The 15,778-nt window shown below is 72.0% G+C and carries 11 protein-coding genes; 3 read left to right on the top strand and 8 right to left on the bottom strand.

What is annotated here, in order from left to right; translation table 11 throughout:
• The first annotated feature begins 228 nt into the window (after nt 1-228).
• Together IE182_RS00300 and IE182_RS00295 are read left to right on the top strand one after the other, a co-directional pair.
• Nucleotides 229-849: a DUF6230 family protein gene (locus tag IE182_RS00300; RefSeq protein WP_190107526.1), complete on the top strand. Its 621-nt coding sequence runs from the start codon at nt 229-231 to the stop codon at nt 847-849.
• Complete coding sequence (locus IE182_RS00295; RefSeq protein WP_308432035.1) at nt 840-1,922, top strand: DUF6114 domain-containing protein; 1,083 nt, start codon at nt 840-842, stop codon at nt 1,920-1,922. Before IE182_RS00300 ends, IE182_RS00295 begins: the two co-directional genes overlap by 10 nt.
• Here the strand turns inward: IE182_RS00295 and IE182_RS00290 are convergent.
• The 5 genes from IE182_RS00290 to IE182_RS00270 all read right to left on the bottom strand — a co-directional run bounded on the left by IE182_RS00290 (nt 1,861) and on the right by IE182_RS00270 (nt 9,025).
• Nucleotides 1,861-3,231 carry a condensation domain-containing protein gene (locus tag IE182_RS00290; protein WP_190107525.1) on the bottom strand — a complete coding sequence of 457 codons (1,371 nt, stop codon included), beginning with the start codon at nt 3,229-3,231 and terminating at the stop codon, nt 1,861-1,863. The two genes, IE182_RS00295 and IE182_RS00290, sit on opposite strands and share 62 nt — an antisense overlap.
• A complete protein-coding gene (locus IE182_RS00285) occupies nt 3,222-4,688 on the bottom strand; it encodes a condensation domain-containing protein (RefSeq protein WP_190107524.1) in 1,467 nt (488 codons plus the stop codon). The genes IE182_RS00290 and IE182_RS00285 overlap by 10 nt, the downstream gene beginning before the upstream one ends.
• On the bottom strand, nt 4,679-6,235 hold the full coding sequence (locus IE182_RS00280; RefSeq protein WP_190107523.1) for a condensation domain-containing protein: 1,557 nt from the start codon (nt 6,233-6,235) through the stop codon (nt 4,679-4,681). The genes IE182_RS00285 and IE182_RS00280 overlap by 10 nt, the downstream gene beginning before the upstream one ends.
• 224 nt (nt 6,236-6,459) lie before the next feature.
• Entirely contained in the window at nt 6,460-7,479 is a 1,020-nt protein-coding gene (locus tag IE182_RS00275; RefSeq protein WP_190107522.1) for a lytic polysaccharide monooxygenase, read from the bottom strand.
• A 115-nt stretch (nt 7,480-7,594) separates the two neighbouring features.
• Nucleotides 7,595-9,025 (bottom strand): glycoside hydrolase family 18 protein, encoded by a 1,431-nt coding sequence (locus IE182_RS00270; RefSeq protein ID WP_190107521.1) that lies wholly within the window; start codon nt 9,023-9,025, stop codon nt 7,595-7,597.
• 766 nt (nt 9,026-9,791) lie between these two features.
• On the opposite strand from IE182_RS00270, the gene IE182_RS00265 reads away from it, so the two are divergent.
• The gene (locus tag IE182_RS00265; protein WP_190107520.1) at nt 9,792-11,243 is read left to right on the top strand and encodes a hypothetical protein; all 1,452 of its coding nucleotides are present in this window, start codon (nt 9,792-9,794) and stop codon (nt 11,241-11,243) included.
• A gap of 572 nt (nt 11,244-11,815) precedes the next feature.
• Here the strand turns inward: IE182_RS00265 and IE182_RS00260 are convergent.
• The 3 genes from IE182_RS00260 to IE182_RS00250 form a co-directional block, all read right to left on the bottom strand.
• Nucleotides 11,816-13,348 carry a DUF8426 domain-containing protein gene (locus tag IE182_RS00260; protein WP_190107519.1) on the bottom strand — a complete coding sequence of 511 codons (1,533 nt, stop codon included), beginning with the start codon at nt 13,346-13,348 and terminating at the stop codon, nt 11,816-11,818.
• 187 nt (nt 13,349-13,535) lie between these two features.
• Nucleotides 13,536-14,999 carry a sensor histidine kinase gene (locus tag IE182_RS00255; protein WP_190107518.1) on the bottom strand — a complete coding sequence of 488 codons (1,464 nt, stop codon included), beginning with the start codon at nt 14,997-14,999 and terminating at the stop codon, nt 13,536-13,538.
• Entirely contained in the window at nt 14,996-15,742 is a 747-nt protein-coding gene (locus tag IE182_RS00250) for a response regulator transcription factor (protein ID WP_190107517.1), read from the bottom strand. The genes IE182_RS00255 and IE182_RS00250 overlap by 4 nt, the downstream gene beginning before the upstream one ends.
• Nucleotides 15,743-15,778: the final 36 nt, after the last annotated feature.

Genomic DNA, 15,778 nt, shown 5'->3' with positions numbered 1-15,778 from the left:
GATATCACTAACCGTCTGGAATGGACGCAAACGGACGGCAACCCCTTCGCATGAAGGGCGCGAAAGCGCGGACGAATAGCCGGCAATTGCCGTGTGGCGCACGGGGCTTTAGGACTCCCAGGAGGCGAACGACGGCCTCTTTCGAGTGGGTGGGGCGGCATCCGCGGATGCCCTCCGGCGTGCTGGGCATCCAGCCCTGTGGTGCGGAACGAAGGGGGGGACCCGGGCATGAGCCGAGCCGGCGACCGGAACAGGCCGCCCGGGGGCCGGACCGCCTGGCGGAAGGCGGCCCTGGTGGCCCTGCCCGCCGTGGCGGCCGTCGCGGCGATGTCCGTCGCCATGGCGGAAGGCGTGCTGGCGGCGTCGTTCGCCGTCTCGGGCACGGCGTTCCAGGTCTCCTCCGGGCAGTTGACGAGCAAGGGCCTGGCCTCGTTCGTCGACGTCGGCCGCTCCGCCGACGGCGAGGGGCACCCGGGCGCCCTGCTGGGCATCGGCAGGGCGACGCTGTCGGACCTCTGCCAGGCGGCGAAGGTCGACACGCCCCTGGGCAGGGTCGTGTTCAAGCTGACGGCCGGCGGTGACGCCGGGGACGTCACGGTGGACCACCTGGTGATCCACGGGCAGGACCTCGTGGGCGACGCCCGGTTCGGCGAGGTGCAGATCGGCCGGGACGCCTCGACGCTGGACCGGGTGGCCGGGATCCGCGGCCGCCCGGGCCGGTTCGGCCTGCAGGCCGCCGACGTCTCGGTGACCGGCGTGAAGTCGCACGCCTGGTCCGCGACCGGCGGCGACTTCCGGCTCAAAGGGCTCGCACTCTCGGTGAACCTGAACGGCAAGGAGTGCTTCTGAACGCGGCACGCACGGCACGGGCCGTACGGGCGGTGCGGGGCCTGGCGGCGGGACGGGGCCTCCGGGCAGGACGGGGCCTACGGGCGGGACGGGCCGGAGGGGGCCTGCGGGCGGGGCGGGGCCTCCGGGCAGACCAGGCCCGGCAGGCGCGGCGGGTCCTGGGCGGCTGGCGGCGCACGCGTCCGTTCTGGGCGGGCACGCTGCTGATCCTGGCCGGCGCCGAACTGCTCGTCGTCCCCCTCGCCCCCTGGCGGGTGCTGCTCGGCCTGGGCCTCGGCGGCATCGCGGCCCTCGGCATCGGGGCCGCGCTCACGGCGGCCGGTCTCTTCCTGTGGCTCCTGCCGCACACCCGCCACTACGTCGGCATCCACGCCGTGATCCTGGCCGTCGTCTCCTTCGCCGCCAGCAACCTGGGCGGTTTCCTCGTCGGCGCCCTGCTCGGCATCGCCGGCGGGTCCATGGCCTTCGCATGGACACCGGACGCTCCCCAGGACGTCGCCCCGCCCTCAGCTCCGCCCCCGCCCCCGCCCCCGCCCCGCGGCAGCGGCCCTCCCCGGGCCCTGGCTGTCGCGCTGCCCGTCGTGCTGCTGGCCTCGATGGCCGTCCCACCCCACGCCGCGGCGCCGGCACCGGAGCCCGGGCGGGCGGCGCGCACGCCCCCGACGGTGAGCACCACCCGCTTCACGCCCACCGGCTTCACCCTCTCCGGGGTGGAGGAAGTGGACACCGCCCACGGGCGGCTGAGGGTCATCGTGCTGAGGATGCGGGCGGCCTCGCTCGCCCGCTACCGGCTGCGGACCCACGACGGCGGCGAGGAGTACGCCCTCGACGTGGCCGACCTGCGGCTGAGCGGGGACGTGACGCTCTACCTCACCCGGTTCAGCGGCTGCGTCCAGGGCCTGGTGTGCCTGACGTTCACCCCGGACACGCTGCCGGTGCCGCCCGTCGTCCCGCCCTTCGTCTTCATGACCGACGTCGACGCGGAACAAGCCCTCGTCACGAGCGACACCATCATCGCCGACGGACTGCGGCTCGCGGCGGACCCGGCCGACGGCCGCCCGCCGCCTCCCTGACCACCGCGGTCACCGCATCCGCGAACTCCCCCACGACGGCCCGCGCCACCGCCGTGCCCGGGTGGCGCGAGCGCAGGAAGAGCCCCTCGTGCGTACGCGCCAGCCAGAACTGCGCGTCGTCGGCCACCGTCGCCCCGCTCACGTGCTGCGCCCGGCACGCGACGTGGTCCGCCGCACCGGGCAGCCGCCGGTAGTCGACGTACGAGACCATGAACACGTCGTCCCCGACCCTCCGGAACTCTCCATTCCGCTCCAGGGTCCCCAGCAGCCCGGCGACCGGCGCCGACGCGATCCGCCGGGCCTCGCGGAAGGCGGACCGGACGCGGCCGACGCCGTCGACGGCCGTCGCCACCCCCGTGACGTCCACCGTCATGGGCGCGACCGTGGTGAACCAGCCCACCGCCCGCTCCCACCGCTCCTCGTCACGCGTGTGCAGCGGTACGCACAGCCGCAGTTCCTCCCCCGCTCCCAGCGAACGGGCCGCCAGCCCGAAGGCGGTGAGCAGTCCCGGGAAGGCGCCGCCCCCGGCCGCCCGGCAGTGCCCCTCCAGCCTGTCGGCGCCGGCGGCGTCCAGCAGCCGGCGTACGTCGGTGTCCTGGACGGCGGCCCCTCCCAGCGCGGCCGGGAACGACGGCGTGGTGCCCCCGCAGGCGGCGAAGAAGTCCGCCCAGCCGCGCACCCGTGGGTCCGAGGCGGCCGGCGGTGGGCCGGCCGCGAGGGCCTGTTCCCGTGCGCAGTAGTCGACGAAGCTGCCCACGCCGGCCGGCAGCGGCCGCCCCGCGTAGCTCTCGCGCAGCTCGTGCACCGCGATGGCCAGCGAGTACGCGTCCACGTGCGCGTGGTCGAAGCCGCAGAAGACCGTGCCGCCCCCGGGCCGCAGGACGACGAGAAAGAGGTACGACGGCCAGCCCAGCCGCCCGCAGGCGGCCGCCAGCCGGCCGGCCAGCCATCCCCGCAGGTCCTTTGGACTGCCGAACTCCCCGGCGTCCCGGGCGACCAACTCGGCCTTCTCGGCCGGCACCAGGAACCGCTCGCCGCCCGCCCGGAACCCGCTGCACAGCGTCCCGTGCCGGCGCACCCACCGTTCGAGGGCCGCCCGCAGCACCTCGACGTCCACCGCTCCATGGAGGTCGAAGGAGCAGCCGAGCCAGTTGCCGGTGGAACCCGCCAGGTGGAAGCGCTGGTTGAAGGAGGGCGGCACGGCGGAGGCGGCCGCCCCCTCGGCGACGGCCAGCGCGGCGGCCGACGGCACGAACTCCACGACGCGGCCCGGCTCGGGCGCGTAGCGGTCGATCGTGGTCAGGCGCACGGCCGGTCCCCGGTCAGCGCGACCGTGCGCAGCACCTGGCGCAGGTGGGCCACGAAGCGCGGCACGTTCGCGCGGGCGGCGGGGGTGTCGGGGTAGCGGGACTTGAGGTACGTGCGGTCCCACAGGCGGTTGACCCACACCGGTACGTTCCGGCTGTGGCCGGGGCCGACGAGGCCGTGGCAGTTCGCGGCGGCCCAGTCGCGGGAGCCGGGGACGTGGCGGCAGTCGAGGTAGGAGACGATGGGCAGCACGGCCGCCGCGTCGGGCTGTACAGCACCGGCCATGCCGGGCAGCAGTTCCAGGACGCGCAGCGGGGACACCGCGGCCAGTTCGCGCGCCACGGCGACCGCCCGGCCGGCCTCGGCGACGACCTCGCCGAAGGTGCCCTTGGCGGTGAACTCGACCGGCACGAGGTTGATGAACCAGCCCTGGGTGTGCTGCCAGCGCCGCTCGTCGCGGGTGTGGACGACGGTCAGCGCGCGGTAGTCGGCGGGCCCGCCCAGTTCGTGGCCGGTGACGGCGAGCGCGGCCAGCACCCCGGCCAGGAAGCCCGCCCCGTGCGCCTTGCAGGCCGCGGCGAACGCCTCGCCCTCCGCCGCGTCGAAGAGGTCCGCCTCGACGGAGACGCTCGGATGGGAGGCGTCCGGCGTCAGGCCCAGGTCGAGCGGGAAGCCGGGGGGCGGTCCGGCGCTGAAGAACTCCACCCAGCGGCGTACTTCCGGCGCGTCGAGCCCCACCAGGGCCGCGCGGTCGCGGTCGAGGGCGCAGTGGTCGACGTAGCTGCCGGCGGGCGGCAACTGGGCGTCGGTACCGGTGAGCTCGGCCTCGTAGAGGGCGCGCAGCTCGGAGAAGAGCAGCAGGGTCGAGTAGCCGTCGGTGTGGCTGTGGTCGACGGCGATCCAGACGGTCGACGTGCCGTCGCCGTCCGCGCCGCCGTCCGCGTCGTGGTCCGGGCCGTGGTCCGGGCCGTGGTCCGGGCCGTGGTCCGGGAGGACCGCGCCCGCCACGAACGGTGGCCAGGACAGCGGGCTCGTCCCGGCGTCGAATCGTTCCTTCAGGTGGTCCCGGACGGCCGCCGCGGAGTCGTACCGCCCGCAGGGGACGGCCTCGACCGCCACCGACCCGGCGGGCACGGCGTGCCGGCGCAACCGGTCGCCGTCCACCGCGAACCAGGTCAGCAGCGTGGGATGGCGCCGCACCCACGCGGCGAGCGCCGCGGCCATGGCCGTGGTGTCCAGCCTGCCGGGCAGGTCGAAGGCGACGCCGAGCCAGGGCGACTGCGGCCGGCCCGCCGCCCGGTTGGCCAGCAGCCGCCGGATGTGGTTCTCCTGCACGTACGACGGTGGCGCCGGATGCTCGGGCGCCTCGGCAGCGGCCGCCAGGACCGGGGCGGGTATGCGGAATTCGACCAGTTCGCCGGGGTCGGGAACGTACTCGTCGATCGGCGTCATCCGCATACCGCTGCCTCCCGGCCGTCTCGTGCGTCTCGTCCGTCCAGTGCACCGCGTGCACCTCGTGTGTCCCGTACGTCCTCGGCGCCGATGACCCGGGTCACCGCGCGGCGGACCTCGTCGATGCAGGGCGGCACCTCGGCCCTTCCGCGTGCGGTGTCCGGGTACCGGAAGCTCAGGTAGATCCCCTCGAAGGTGCGGTTGATCCAGAAGTAGACCTCGTGGGGGTGCGTGCGGCGGCTGCGCAGCGCGGCCGCCCCCCACTCGCCCCACTGCCGCGCGCCGGGAGCCAGCCGCATGTCCATGTAGGAGACCATGAAGCGCGGTTCGAGGGGTGCGCCGAGCACTTCGGCGACCCTGGCGAAGGGCACCGCGGCCATCGGCCGGGCCTTGTCCAGCGCCCGTACGGCCGCCGTCATCAGCTCCGTGAAACGGTCCCCGGCCCGGACCGCGAACCGCACCGGCGCCAGCCCCACGTACCAGCCCACCGACCGCACCCACCGGGCGTGGCTGCGCGTGTGGAAGGGCACGAGGGTGCGGAACTCTCCGGCGTGCCCGCTGTGACCGGCGCTCGCGCGGCAGGCCGACGCCAGGCAGGCCAGCAGCCCGGCGAAGAGGTTCCCCCCGGCCCGCCGGCACAGGGCGTCGAAGGCGCGCGCCTGCTCGGCGTCGAGGAGCCACTCCAGCCCGCCGAGTTGGGGGGCGCACACGGGGCCGGGCGCGTCGGCGGGGGCGTGCATGCCGGCGGGGGCGTGCGTGCCGGCGGACGGGCCCGTGCCGGCGAGTGCGTCCTTGCCGGCCGAGAGGGCGTCCTTACTGCTGGGGGAGGCAGGAAAGGCGGGCAGCTCGCCGCCGTTCTCGGCGACGAAGTCCCGCCACTGCAGAATCGTTTCGTGGCCGGTGTCGACCAGGGCCGCGCCCGCGCGCTCGCTCCGGGCGAAGTCCAGGAAGCTGCCGACCCGGCCCAGATCCGCCCGTGTGCCGCGGACCGCCGCCGCGTACAGCGCACGGATCTCGTAGGCGACGAGCAGGATGGAGTAGCCGTCGACGTTGGCGTGGTCGGCTCCGACGTAGAGCGTGGTGGAGCCGGCGTGCGTGACGGTGGCGAAGACGTACGAGGGCCAGTCCAGGGGGTCCGTCTCCCGGTCGAACAGATCCTCCAGCCGGCGGGCCGCCTCCCGGTGGCCGAGGCACAGCCCGGCCGCGGACCGCCGGATGCGCACCGCCCCGGGGGCGAGCGTGTCGCGGCGCAGCCGGGCGCCCTCGGGCACCAGGCGGCTGCGCAGCGACTCGTGCCGGTCGATCCAGCGCAGCAGGGCCTCCTCCAGGGCCGCGGCGCGCACCTCGCCGGGCAGTTCGAAGGCGGTGGCCAGCCAGGAGGGCGAGGCCGGGGCGGACGCCGCCAGCGAACGCACGATGTGCGCCTCCTGCGCGTACGACGGGGGCCGGCCGTCCCGTCTCCAGCGGACGCCCCGGCCGCCTCCTGGCTCCGGCCGCCAGACGGTGAGGATTCCCGGGTGTGCGTTCAAGCCGTACATGTCGGTGAATTTCACGCGTCTGCCTTGCGCTCGGGGGAAGGCATACCGAATGCGAGCCCCGGAATACGTCGGACGACTCCGGGGCTTCAGGTTCAACTGGGGCCACGCGCATGCTCATTGGCCCGGCCAGCAGCGGGATGCTACTCAGCCACCGACGGCAGCGGCAAGAGCCGGGAGCTCATCCGTTGCCCTGGGTGGACCGCCGGAACGGTCCACCGGACGGCGACTTCCGGCCGGTCTCAGGCGCGGTTGCGCGCGGAGCGGCGGCGGGCGGTGAGGAAGAGGACTGCGGAACCGGCCGCCAGGACCCCGGCGCCCCCGACGGCCAGCAGGGCCGTACGGTCGTCGCCGCCGGTCTCGGCGAGGTGTCCGCCCTGCGCGGCCGGGGCGTTGGCGTCCCGGGCCGCGGAGTGCGGCGCATGCCCGTCGGCGACGTGCGCGTTCTCGCCGTGCCCGGTCGTGCCGTGCCCTGCCGTGCCGGGGGCGTCGCCGCCGTCCCCGCCGTGTCCGCCGTGGGAGACCGTCGACTTGCCGGCCTCTGCGGCGATCTGCTCCTCGCTGGGGGCGGACGCGGCCTCGGGCTCGGCGGCGGCAGCGGCGGCCAGGGACTTGGTGGCCGGCGCTCCCCCGCCGAGGTCCACGTCGGAGCAGGTGTAGAAGGCTTCGGGGCTGTCCGAGCGCTGCCAGATGCTGTAGACGAGGTGACGGCCGGACTTCTTGGGGACCGTGCCGTCGAAGACGTAGCTCCCGTTCCGCAGCGTGGGGTCGGTGACCTTGGCGAACGGTTTCGCCTCCAGGTCGGACCACTTCAGCGGCTTCTTCGGGTCGTAGCCGTCCTTGGTGATGTACAGCTCGAACGTGCCGCGGTGCGGGGCGGTCGCCCGGTAGCGGAAGGTGTGCTTCCCCGACGCCAGCTTCGTGCCCGGCCAGTCGGCGCGCGCCATGTCGAGCCCCTTGTACTTGTCGCGGCCGGCGCTGCACAGCTTGCCGTCCGGAATGATCTGACGGTGCCGCCCGGCGGCGTCACCGATGTTGACCTCGTTCCAGTCGTAGAGCGGCTGGGTGCCGGCGGCCGCGACCATGGCCTTGCAGGCGGCGGAGCGGGGGTGCTCGGGCCCCTCGGCGAAACAGGCGGACACGCGGCTGACCGGATCCGTCATGGAGCCGTGCGCCTCGGCCGGGCCGGCGGTCAGCGCGGTGAGGGCGAGGGGGGTGAGGCCGAGCAGGGATATCCGTACGGCCTGGTGGCGCATGCGCATGGGGTCTCCTTGAAGGTGGGGGGTGCCCCGCACGCCGGCGCAGAGGTGGGGGGTGCCGGGGCGTGCGGGGCGGTGTGGGGGGACAGTGGGGGGCTGGTGGGGGGCTCGCGGGGGCTCAGCGGGCGGCGAACGCCTTGGTGAAGGCGAGTTCGTCCTGCTGGATCGAGCTGCACGTCGCGGACGCGGAGTTCTGCGGGCCGCCCGGGCAGGGCTTGTCGCGCGCCGCGGACCACATGGACAGCCAGCCGAGTCCCCTGGACCGGGCGAACGCCGCCAGCTGTGCCGCGTCGTCGACCTTGAAGACCTCGGCGGCGACGTCGTTGACGCCGATCATCGGGGTGACCGCGACGGCCTTCCAGGCGGCCGCGTCGCTCAGCCCGAGCACGCCCTTGACCTGGGCCTGCGTCGCGGTGGCGGCGTCGATCGCGTACTGGCCCATGTCGCCGCTGAAGGAGGATCCGTAGTCCATCGCCATGACGTTGACCGCCGATATGGCGACGCCGTTCTTCTTGGCGTTGCCGACGAGGTCGACGCCGTCCTGGGTGAGCCCGGTGGGCATCACCGGCAGCGTGAAGGAGACATCGAGGCCCGGGTGCTTCTTCTGGAGCCGGGCGATGGCCTGGGCGCGGCGGGTGTTGGCGGCGGTGTCGGGCAGGGCGGCGCCCTCGATGTCGAAGTCGACCTTGGTGAGCTTGTACGTGTCCACGACCTTGCCGTAGGCGGCGGCGAGCTCGTCGGCGGAGGAACAGGCCAGCCCCAGCTCGGACCCGGCCGCCCCGCCGAAGGAGACCCGCACGTCGCCTCCCGCCTCGCGGAGCCTGCCGATCTGGGCGGCGACGGCGTCGCTGCCCAGGTCCGAGACGCCGCCCCACTTGGGCGTGCAGCCGCCGCCGGAGGTGATGAAGGCGAGGTTGAAGTGCTTCACGCCCGTCTTCCGGGCAGTGGCCAGGAGGTCGTACGCGGGGTGGAGGGAGGTGTCGACGTACGGCGCGAAGGCGGCGTTCGCGCCGCCGGGGACCGGGGAGGTCGTGGTCGGCCGCGGCGTGGGCTCGCCGGGCTGCGGGGTCCGCGTGGGCCGGGTCGGCTGGGTGGGCTGCGGGTCGGGGGCCCCGTCGAGCGAACACTTGCCGTGGGAGATCCGGCAGCTGACCGGTCCGGCGCCCGCCCCCTCCCCGGCCGCGACGAAGCCGACGGTCACCGATGCGCCGGGGGCGACGGTCGCGTTCCAGCTCTCCGGCTCGACGGTGACGCTCCGGCCGCTGACGGTGTGCTTGCCGTTCCACAGCGAGGTGATCTTCGTGCCGGCCGGAAGCTCGAACGTCAGCGTCCAGCCCGACAGCGCCTTGCCCGTGCTGTTGGTGACGACGAACTGCCCGGTGTAGCCGCCCGCCCAGGAACTTGTCCGGGAAAAGGCCGCGCCGACCGGAGCGGCGCTCGCGGTCCCGGTGAGCGTGAAGGCGGCGCCCGTGGCGAACGCCACGACGACACCGACGCCGGCCAGCTTCGCCTTGCGGCTCACTCGCCGGCGATGTGCGGAGGAACCCATCGCGTACCTGCCTGTCGTGTGGTGGGGGACTGACGCGGCAGCACGCTAGCGAGAACGAACCGGACCAATCGCCGAATCACGAGCGGGGCCCGGCTATTTATGGCGGGCTTAAGGAAGCGCTAACCGGGGGCTCAGGTAGGGCGGTTGCAACACCTCGTTCTGCCTGGGGTCGAGCCGGAGCGTCGTCCGTGGCCGTCCGTGCGCGTCCGCGGTGAGACGCCCCGGTTGGCTCCCGGTATGGCTCCCGCTCCGCCGGCGCCGGGAACGCAAGCCGCCTCAATGAGCACGAGCGGCCTTGGAGACGGAGAGCATGACCAAGCGCTTAGAAGGGGCTTGCCCTTCGGCACCGTGTGGGTTCTGACTTGCATGCATTCACGTAAGCGGTGGTGCATCAAATGGCTTGCGGGACACATGCGGGATGGACTGGGGTGCTTGCAGTGCCTCGTTCCTGGCCTTGCGTCGGCGCGATCGAAGGTGCTCGGCTTGCTGACCGGCGGATCCCATCGCCGTGCGAACACCGCGGGCGCTATGTACCCGGCTGACTCGATCAGGTACCCGTGGTCCGAGATGGAGACCCCGCTGTCGCCTATGGGGCATTTACGTGGAGAGCGTCGATTACGCCGGAAGGTATCGATCTGTGTTCGCTCGCCTACAGATTCTCTGGAGGGCTTTGCGGAGCGGTTGCCCTTCCCGGGCAAGCCGGCGATATGCCTGCCCTTCGAGGCGTTGAGCGACGGCCTGGCGTTGCTCAACGTACGCTGCGTACATGGTTTACGTTATTGCCCTTAGCGCCAAGGAACTGGACCGTATCGATGAGGAGTTGCTGGTGAAGCAATCCTTCACGAAGACGGTTGCCACAGCCTCTCTTCCTCGTGATCGAACGCCCCGTATCGCCCTACTCGTCACGAGGTCTTCCAACGAGGGCGACCAGTGTCCGCTGCGCTGGCTGGGAGTCGTGCGGCAGCCTCGTGGAGACAAGGTGGCGGCCGTTGACTCCCGGATCGCCGTCGAGTTGGTACGGGAGAGTCCCGTACCAGTCAATATGCGATCACTTCTTGACGAGATACCACTTCGTCTACGACGCACTCTGGCGAGTGCCTTGGCGGGTGAAGTCACGGTCATCGGAGACGAGGACTCCGAGGATCTACTCGAGGGTCTCGCGCGGCAGGGCGACGTGCTGCGCAGGATGCTCGACTTCCTGGGTGAGGCGGCCGAGCCCGACCCGTTCGACCCACGGCGCGTTGAGGATCGTGCTTGGCAGGAGCAGTACGACATGACCCGCCTGGGTCTGGCCATCGCTAACATCCCCCCAGCACGGCTCGCAGCCTGGCGGCGCCCGAGTGACCCTGATGCCCCGCACCTGGCCGGGCTCATCCCGGAGCCGTTCGAACAGGGCCTGATCGAAAACGATGCGCGGCGCATCGAGTTCGATACGGACGTGTTCACTGAAGCGGGATGGTCTTCCGGAGGCCGTGCCACCGGGGCGTCGTTCCGCTGCGACATCCATGTCTTCGAACATCTCGGCAGTCGTATCGAGGTGGCGAACATCAACGCAACGCCGGTGGAAGCTCGGCTCGGGGCGGACCTGATCTACTATCACGAGGCCACGCAGAGTTTCATTCTCGTACAGGTCAAGCGGCTCCCCTCAGAGGCAGGCGCCCGGTGGATGTATGCGGATAAGCAACTCCTCGGGCAACTCGACCGTCTGGACCGGGTGGCCGCAATGAGCAGAGCACCATGGGCGCCTCACGAATGGCGGCTGGGTTCGGACCCCTGCTTCGTCAAACTCGCCTACTGGCCGCTGAAGGAGACTGTCGACCCAGGGCCAGCACCGGGCATGTATCTGCCGGTTCCATATGTGCGACTGCTGCTGAACGACGACATGACGAGCGGCCCGAACGAGGGCGCACGCCTTGGGTACGGATACGTCGAACGATATTTGGGAAACACGGAGTTCACTCAGCTCGTGAAGAACGGGCTCGTAGGCACCGTGGGAACCACACTCGACGATCTGAGAATGCTCGGCAAGGAGCGGGCAGAAGAAGGAATGTCCGTATCCATCGTTGTGGACCGCGCCACCGGCCCGACACATGAGGTGGTCAAGGAACGGCACAAGCGAAACCACACACGGGGATACGACAAGGCCCTTGCCGCGAAAGTGCGCCGCAAGCAGTCTCGTGACCCTGGCCCCGGAGAGCAGTTGCTGTTTGAACTTTGAGTCAAGTAGAGGTCGATCGAAGAGCGGTTCATACAGGCAGTCGATGTTCTCGGCGAGGTCATCGAACCTGCGGCCCGCGTGCTCGGCCCCGAGAACGAGGCCGTGCCGGGATTGGGAGACAGCGCACTGCCGTGCGCCTCCTCGGCGGCGACTGCCGCGCCGCACAGCCCGAGTGCGTCACCCTCTCCGACGCATACGCGCGCATCACCGGGCCGACCAGCGAGCAGACCCGCGCCTGCCGGGCTCAGGCGGCACAGTGCCAAGCCTGACTCGGCCTGTTCACCGACGTGCTGGCGCAGCTGGGAGAAGTACTGGACGTCGTACACGCGGTCGACAGCGACGCGAGTGACGAAGCGTCCAGCACAACATCGGCATGCTGCTGCTTGCGCAGGGGCGGAAGACGGAGGCCAAGGATGTCCTGGAACCGCTGTACCAGGATGTCGTCATGGTCAGTGGGCCCGGGGACGAGTTGACGGTCGAGATCGCCGAAGCGCTCGTGGTGATTCAGTTCGGCCTCGACGACCCCGGGTCGGACATCCGACTCGACGCCCAGCCCGGGGTGACTCAAGTGGTCACGGCCGTGGATCGTGGTCGATCAGCTTCAGCAGGCTCAGAAGCTGCTTGGTCTCCGTCAGGGCCTCGGTCTTCGTCTCGGGGGCGTCCATATCCCAGTGAGCCAGTTCGTTCCGGTAGACCTTGACGGCGGTGACGCGGCGGACGAGATCGTCCTGCTCGTACGGCCATCCCAGCATGGCCCAGCAGGCATTGTCCTTGAGGATTTCCGGGTACTGGCCGAGGGTGAGGTACTTGCCCGCGGCGCGCGTCTTGCGTACCCCCGAGCCGACGGGCAGATCGTCCACGGGCAGCCGGTCGGTGAGGCGACGCAGTCGCCGTTCGGCCTCACCGAGAAGGATGAATGGTTCCACCCGGAGCCTGAGCTGGTCGGCCAGGTCGGATGCCGTGAGGATACCGAGGACGAGATTGTCGCCGTCGGTGACGATCAGGAATCCGTGGCGCTGGATGTCGTCGATGCGGACGAACAGCTCTTCCTGTTCCTGCGCGGTGTGCGGATGGGGGTCAAGGGCCGCGGCTATGGTGTCGCCCCGACGGCCCAGCTGGGCGCGGGCGATGCTCTCCCAGGTGACGACCCCGCGGAGCACGTTGTTCCGATTAACCACCGGAAGCTGGGAGAAGTCGCCCTGGACCATGCGCGTGATGGCGCGGTTGAGCGGCTCGTCGAAGCCGACCGTGACCACGTCGCGGACGAAGGGTAGGCTGCCGATGCGCCAGTGGCGGCTCAGATCCTCGCTCGCGCCGTGTGTGGGTGTGGGGCCGATGCCTGTTTCCGGACGGTCCTGAGACGTCTCTCCCGTCAGGGTGGTCTCCTGAGCGGAAACGGTGACCAAGCCGTCGAGCTGAACCTCGGCGAAGTGCGGGACGACCCGCAGACCGCGAGCGGCCAGTTCCCGGTCGACGAGGTCGATGACATCGCCGGTGCGCCTCTGCCAGCCCCACAGGCCGATCAGGTCCCTGGCGGTCAGCTGACGCGTGCCTTCCTCCTGGACGTCCCGCTCCAGCGCCTCGGGGTCCGCAGGCGGCTCGACGGCGCCCTTGTAGCCCGGGTCGACGCCGGTCTGCGCCAGTGTCTCGACGCGGAGCGCCGCGTCACGGCGTCGTAGCTCGCTCACTGTCAGGAACGCACCGATGCTGTCACGGAGGTCACCACCGATCGCGGCACGCTCCACTTGGGTGCGCACCCACTCCACCTTGCGCGTGTGGCGGAAGCCGGGGGCGGCCTCACTCCGGTACTCGTACCCGCCGGTCAGACGCCCAATGGCGACGACAGCCAGATACTTGCGGGGCATCACGACCAGGTCCCCGGTCTCCATCGTGATGAACCGCCACAACTGGTGCTTCCAGTTGTCCACGGTGCCAGGCGCCTCGTCGGGATAGGCGCGGACGAGATGATCCCCCACGTCGGCGATCGACGTGCAGCCGCTGAGGTCGCCGACCTCCTCCCAGCCGGCGATCACCACCCCCTCGTCAAGCGCCTGCTCTTCGCGCTCTCCGAACTGGCCCCCACGGACCGTCCAAGCTCTGCCCACGGCTCCCCACCCTCACGTAACCCGATGACCACATCCGCATCGGGCGGCTCACATTAGGGCTTGAATGTACTTGCGTGTGGCGGTGCACAGACTGGCGTGGGGCAGTTCGAGCCAGTACGAAGAACCGGGAAGCCCTCCGCAAGCGATCTTACGAAGGGCTCCCCGTTCCCCGCCCGCCTCTCCCCCGTCAGGTCCTGGCCTCCCTGCCGCGCCGGCGCGCGGTGGAGAGGCGGCGGCGTACCCGGCGGCGACGGGGGGTGTGCCGGGGGCCGGAGCCGTCGAGGGCGAGCCATACCCGGACCTCCGTTCCGCCGAGCACCGACCGCCCGATCCGTACGTCACCGCCCGTGGACTCCGCGACGCGGCGCACGATGTCCAGTCCGAGGCCCGTGGAGCCCGGGCCGCCGGCGCCGTGGCCGCGGCGCAGGGCGGCGTCCGGGTCGGGGATGCCCGGGCCCGCGTCGGAGACGAGCACGAGCACGGCGTCCTCGCTGTGGTGCACGTCCACCGCGAAAGCGGTGCCCTCGGGGGTGTGGCGGAAGACGTTGCCGAGCATGGCGTCCAGCGCGGCGACGAGTTCGGGGCGGGCGACGGGGACCCGTACGGCCGCGTCGACGCCCGCGAGCCGTACCGTGCGGCCCTCGTCCTCGGCGAGTGCGGACCAGAAGTCCATCCGGTCGCGGATCACTTCGCAGGCGTCACAGCCGAGGGTGGGCCGTTCCGCGCGCTCGCCCTGTTCGCGGGCGGCGCGGATCAGCTGGTCGACCTCGCGTTCCAGCTGGGCGACGGCGGCGCGGGTCTGGTCGGCGGCCGGGCCGTCGCCGAGCGAGGCGGCGTTGAGGCGGAGGACGGTGAGCGGCGTGCGCAGCCGGTGTGAAAGGTCGGCGGCGAGCTCGCGTTCGTTGGAGAGCAGCTGCACGATCTTGTCGGCCATGGAGTTGAACGCGACGGCGGCGGAGCGCAGTTCGGCGGGGCCGTCCTCGCGCACGCGCACGCCCAGCTTCCCCTCCCCCAGCGCGCCGGCGGCCCTGGCGAGCCGCTCCGCCGGGCGCACCAGGCGCAGGCCGAGGCGGTCCGCGGTGGCGACGGAGCCGACGATCAGGCCGAAGCCCACAGCGGCGAGGATCACCCAGGAGGTGGTGACGCCGTTGCCCACGGCGCGGTGCGGGACGTAGACCTCGACGACCGCGAACTCGCCGCTGCTCAGGGCCGTCGGCTGGAGCAGCGCGTAGCCGCCGGGGACGGAGGTGACGGCGGAACGGCCGCGGCGGGCCGTCTCCACGTCGCGCGGGAGGGCACGGGAGCGGCCGATGTCGTAGGCCCCGTGCGGGCCGCGGGGTTCGCGGGTGTCCGGGGTGTCGCGGGCGTCCTGCGGAGCCGTGTCCGCGCCGGGGTGCGGGGCGCCGTTGCCCGGTACGTGCACGGCCATCCGTCCGTCCCCGCCGGCCTGCGAGCTGGCGACGGCCCGTTCGAGCTGGTCGCGGTCGGTGGTGATGGCGAGCGCCGGCCGTATCTGGGCCGCCTGCCGTTCGGCGTCGGCGAACGCGCGGTCGCGGGCCAGCTCCTTGACCACCAGCCCGAGCGGTACGGCGAAGGCCAGCACCACCATCACGGTGACGGCCAGCGACACCTTGACGAGCGCCCATCTCACCGGTGTTCCAGGGCGGTCGGCGGGTGCGCCGGCGGCACCGGCGGCTCCGCGGACGGGGGCTCCAGCTTGACCCCGACGCCGCGCACGGTGTGCAGGTAGCGCGGGCGCGCGGCGGTCTCGCCCAGTTTGCGGCGCAGCCAGGACAGGTGCACGTCGATGGTCTGGTCGTCGCCGTAGGACTGCTGCCAGACCTCGGCGAGGAGCTCCTTGCGCGGTACGACGACGCCGGGGCGGCCGGCCAGGTAGGAGAGCAGGTCGAATTCACGGCGGGTCAGGTCCAGGGCGGCCCCGTCCAGTTCGGCCCGGCGGCGTAAGGGGGCGACCGACAGGCCGCCGACGCACAGCACGTCGGACGGTGCCGGCTCGCCCGCCACGGCCCCGCCGCCCGCGCGGCGCAGCACGGCGGCCATGCGCGCGGTCAGGTGTGCCACGGAGAACGGCTTGACCAGGTAGTCGTCGGCGCCGTCGGTCAACAGCCGGATGATCTCCGCTTCGTCGTCCCGTGCGGTGGCGACGATGACGGGCACGTCGGTGATGCCGCGCAGCATCTTCAGCGCCTGTGCGCCGTCGAGGTCCGGCAGTCCCAGGTCGAGGACGACGAGGTCGAAGCCGACCTGCGCCACCTCGCGCAGCGCCTCAAGGGCCGTACCGACGCTGCGTACGGTGTGCGAAGCCTCGGTCAACTGGCGGATGAGGGCGGAGCGTACGAACGGGTCGTCCTCGACTACGAGCAGTCTTGCCATGGCCCGCACCGTACGCCATACGAGTGAGGCACTATG

This window comes from Streptomyces cinnamoneus, from assembly GCF_014650495.1.
GTDB lineage: Bacteria > Actinomycetota > Actinomycetes > Streptomycetales > Streptomycetaceae > Streptomyces > Streptomyces cinnamoneus.
The sequence above is the reverse complement of the archived record's forward strand: the minus strand, read 5'-3'. Positions and strand labels throughout refer to the sequence as shown.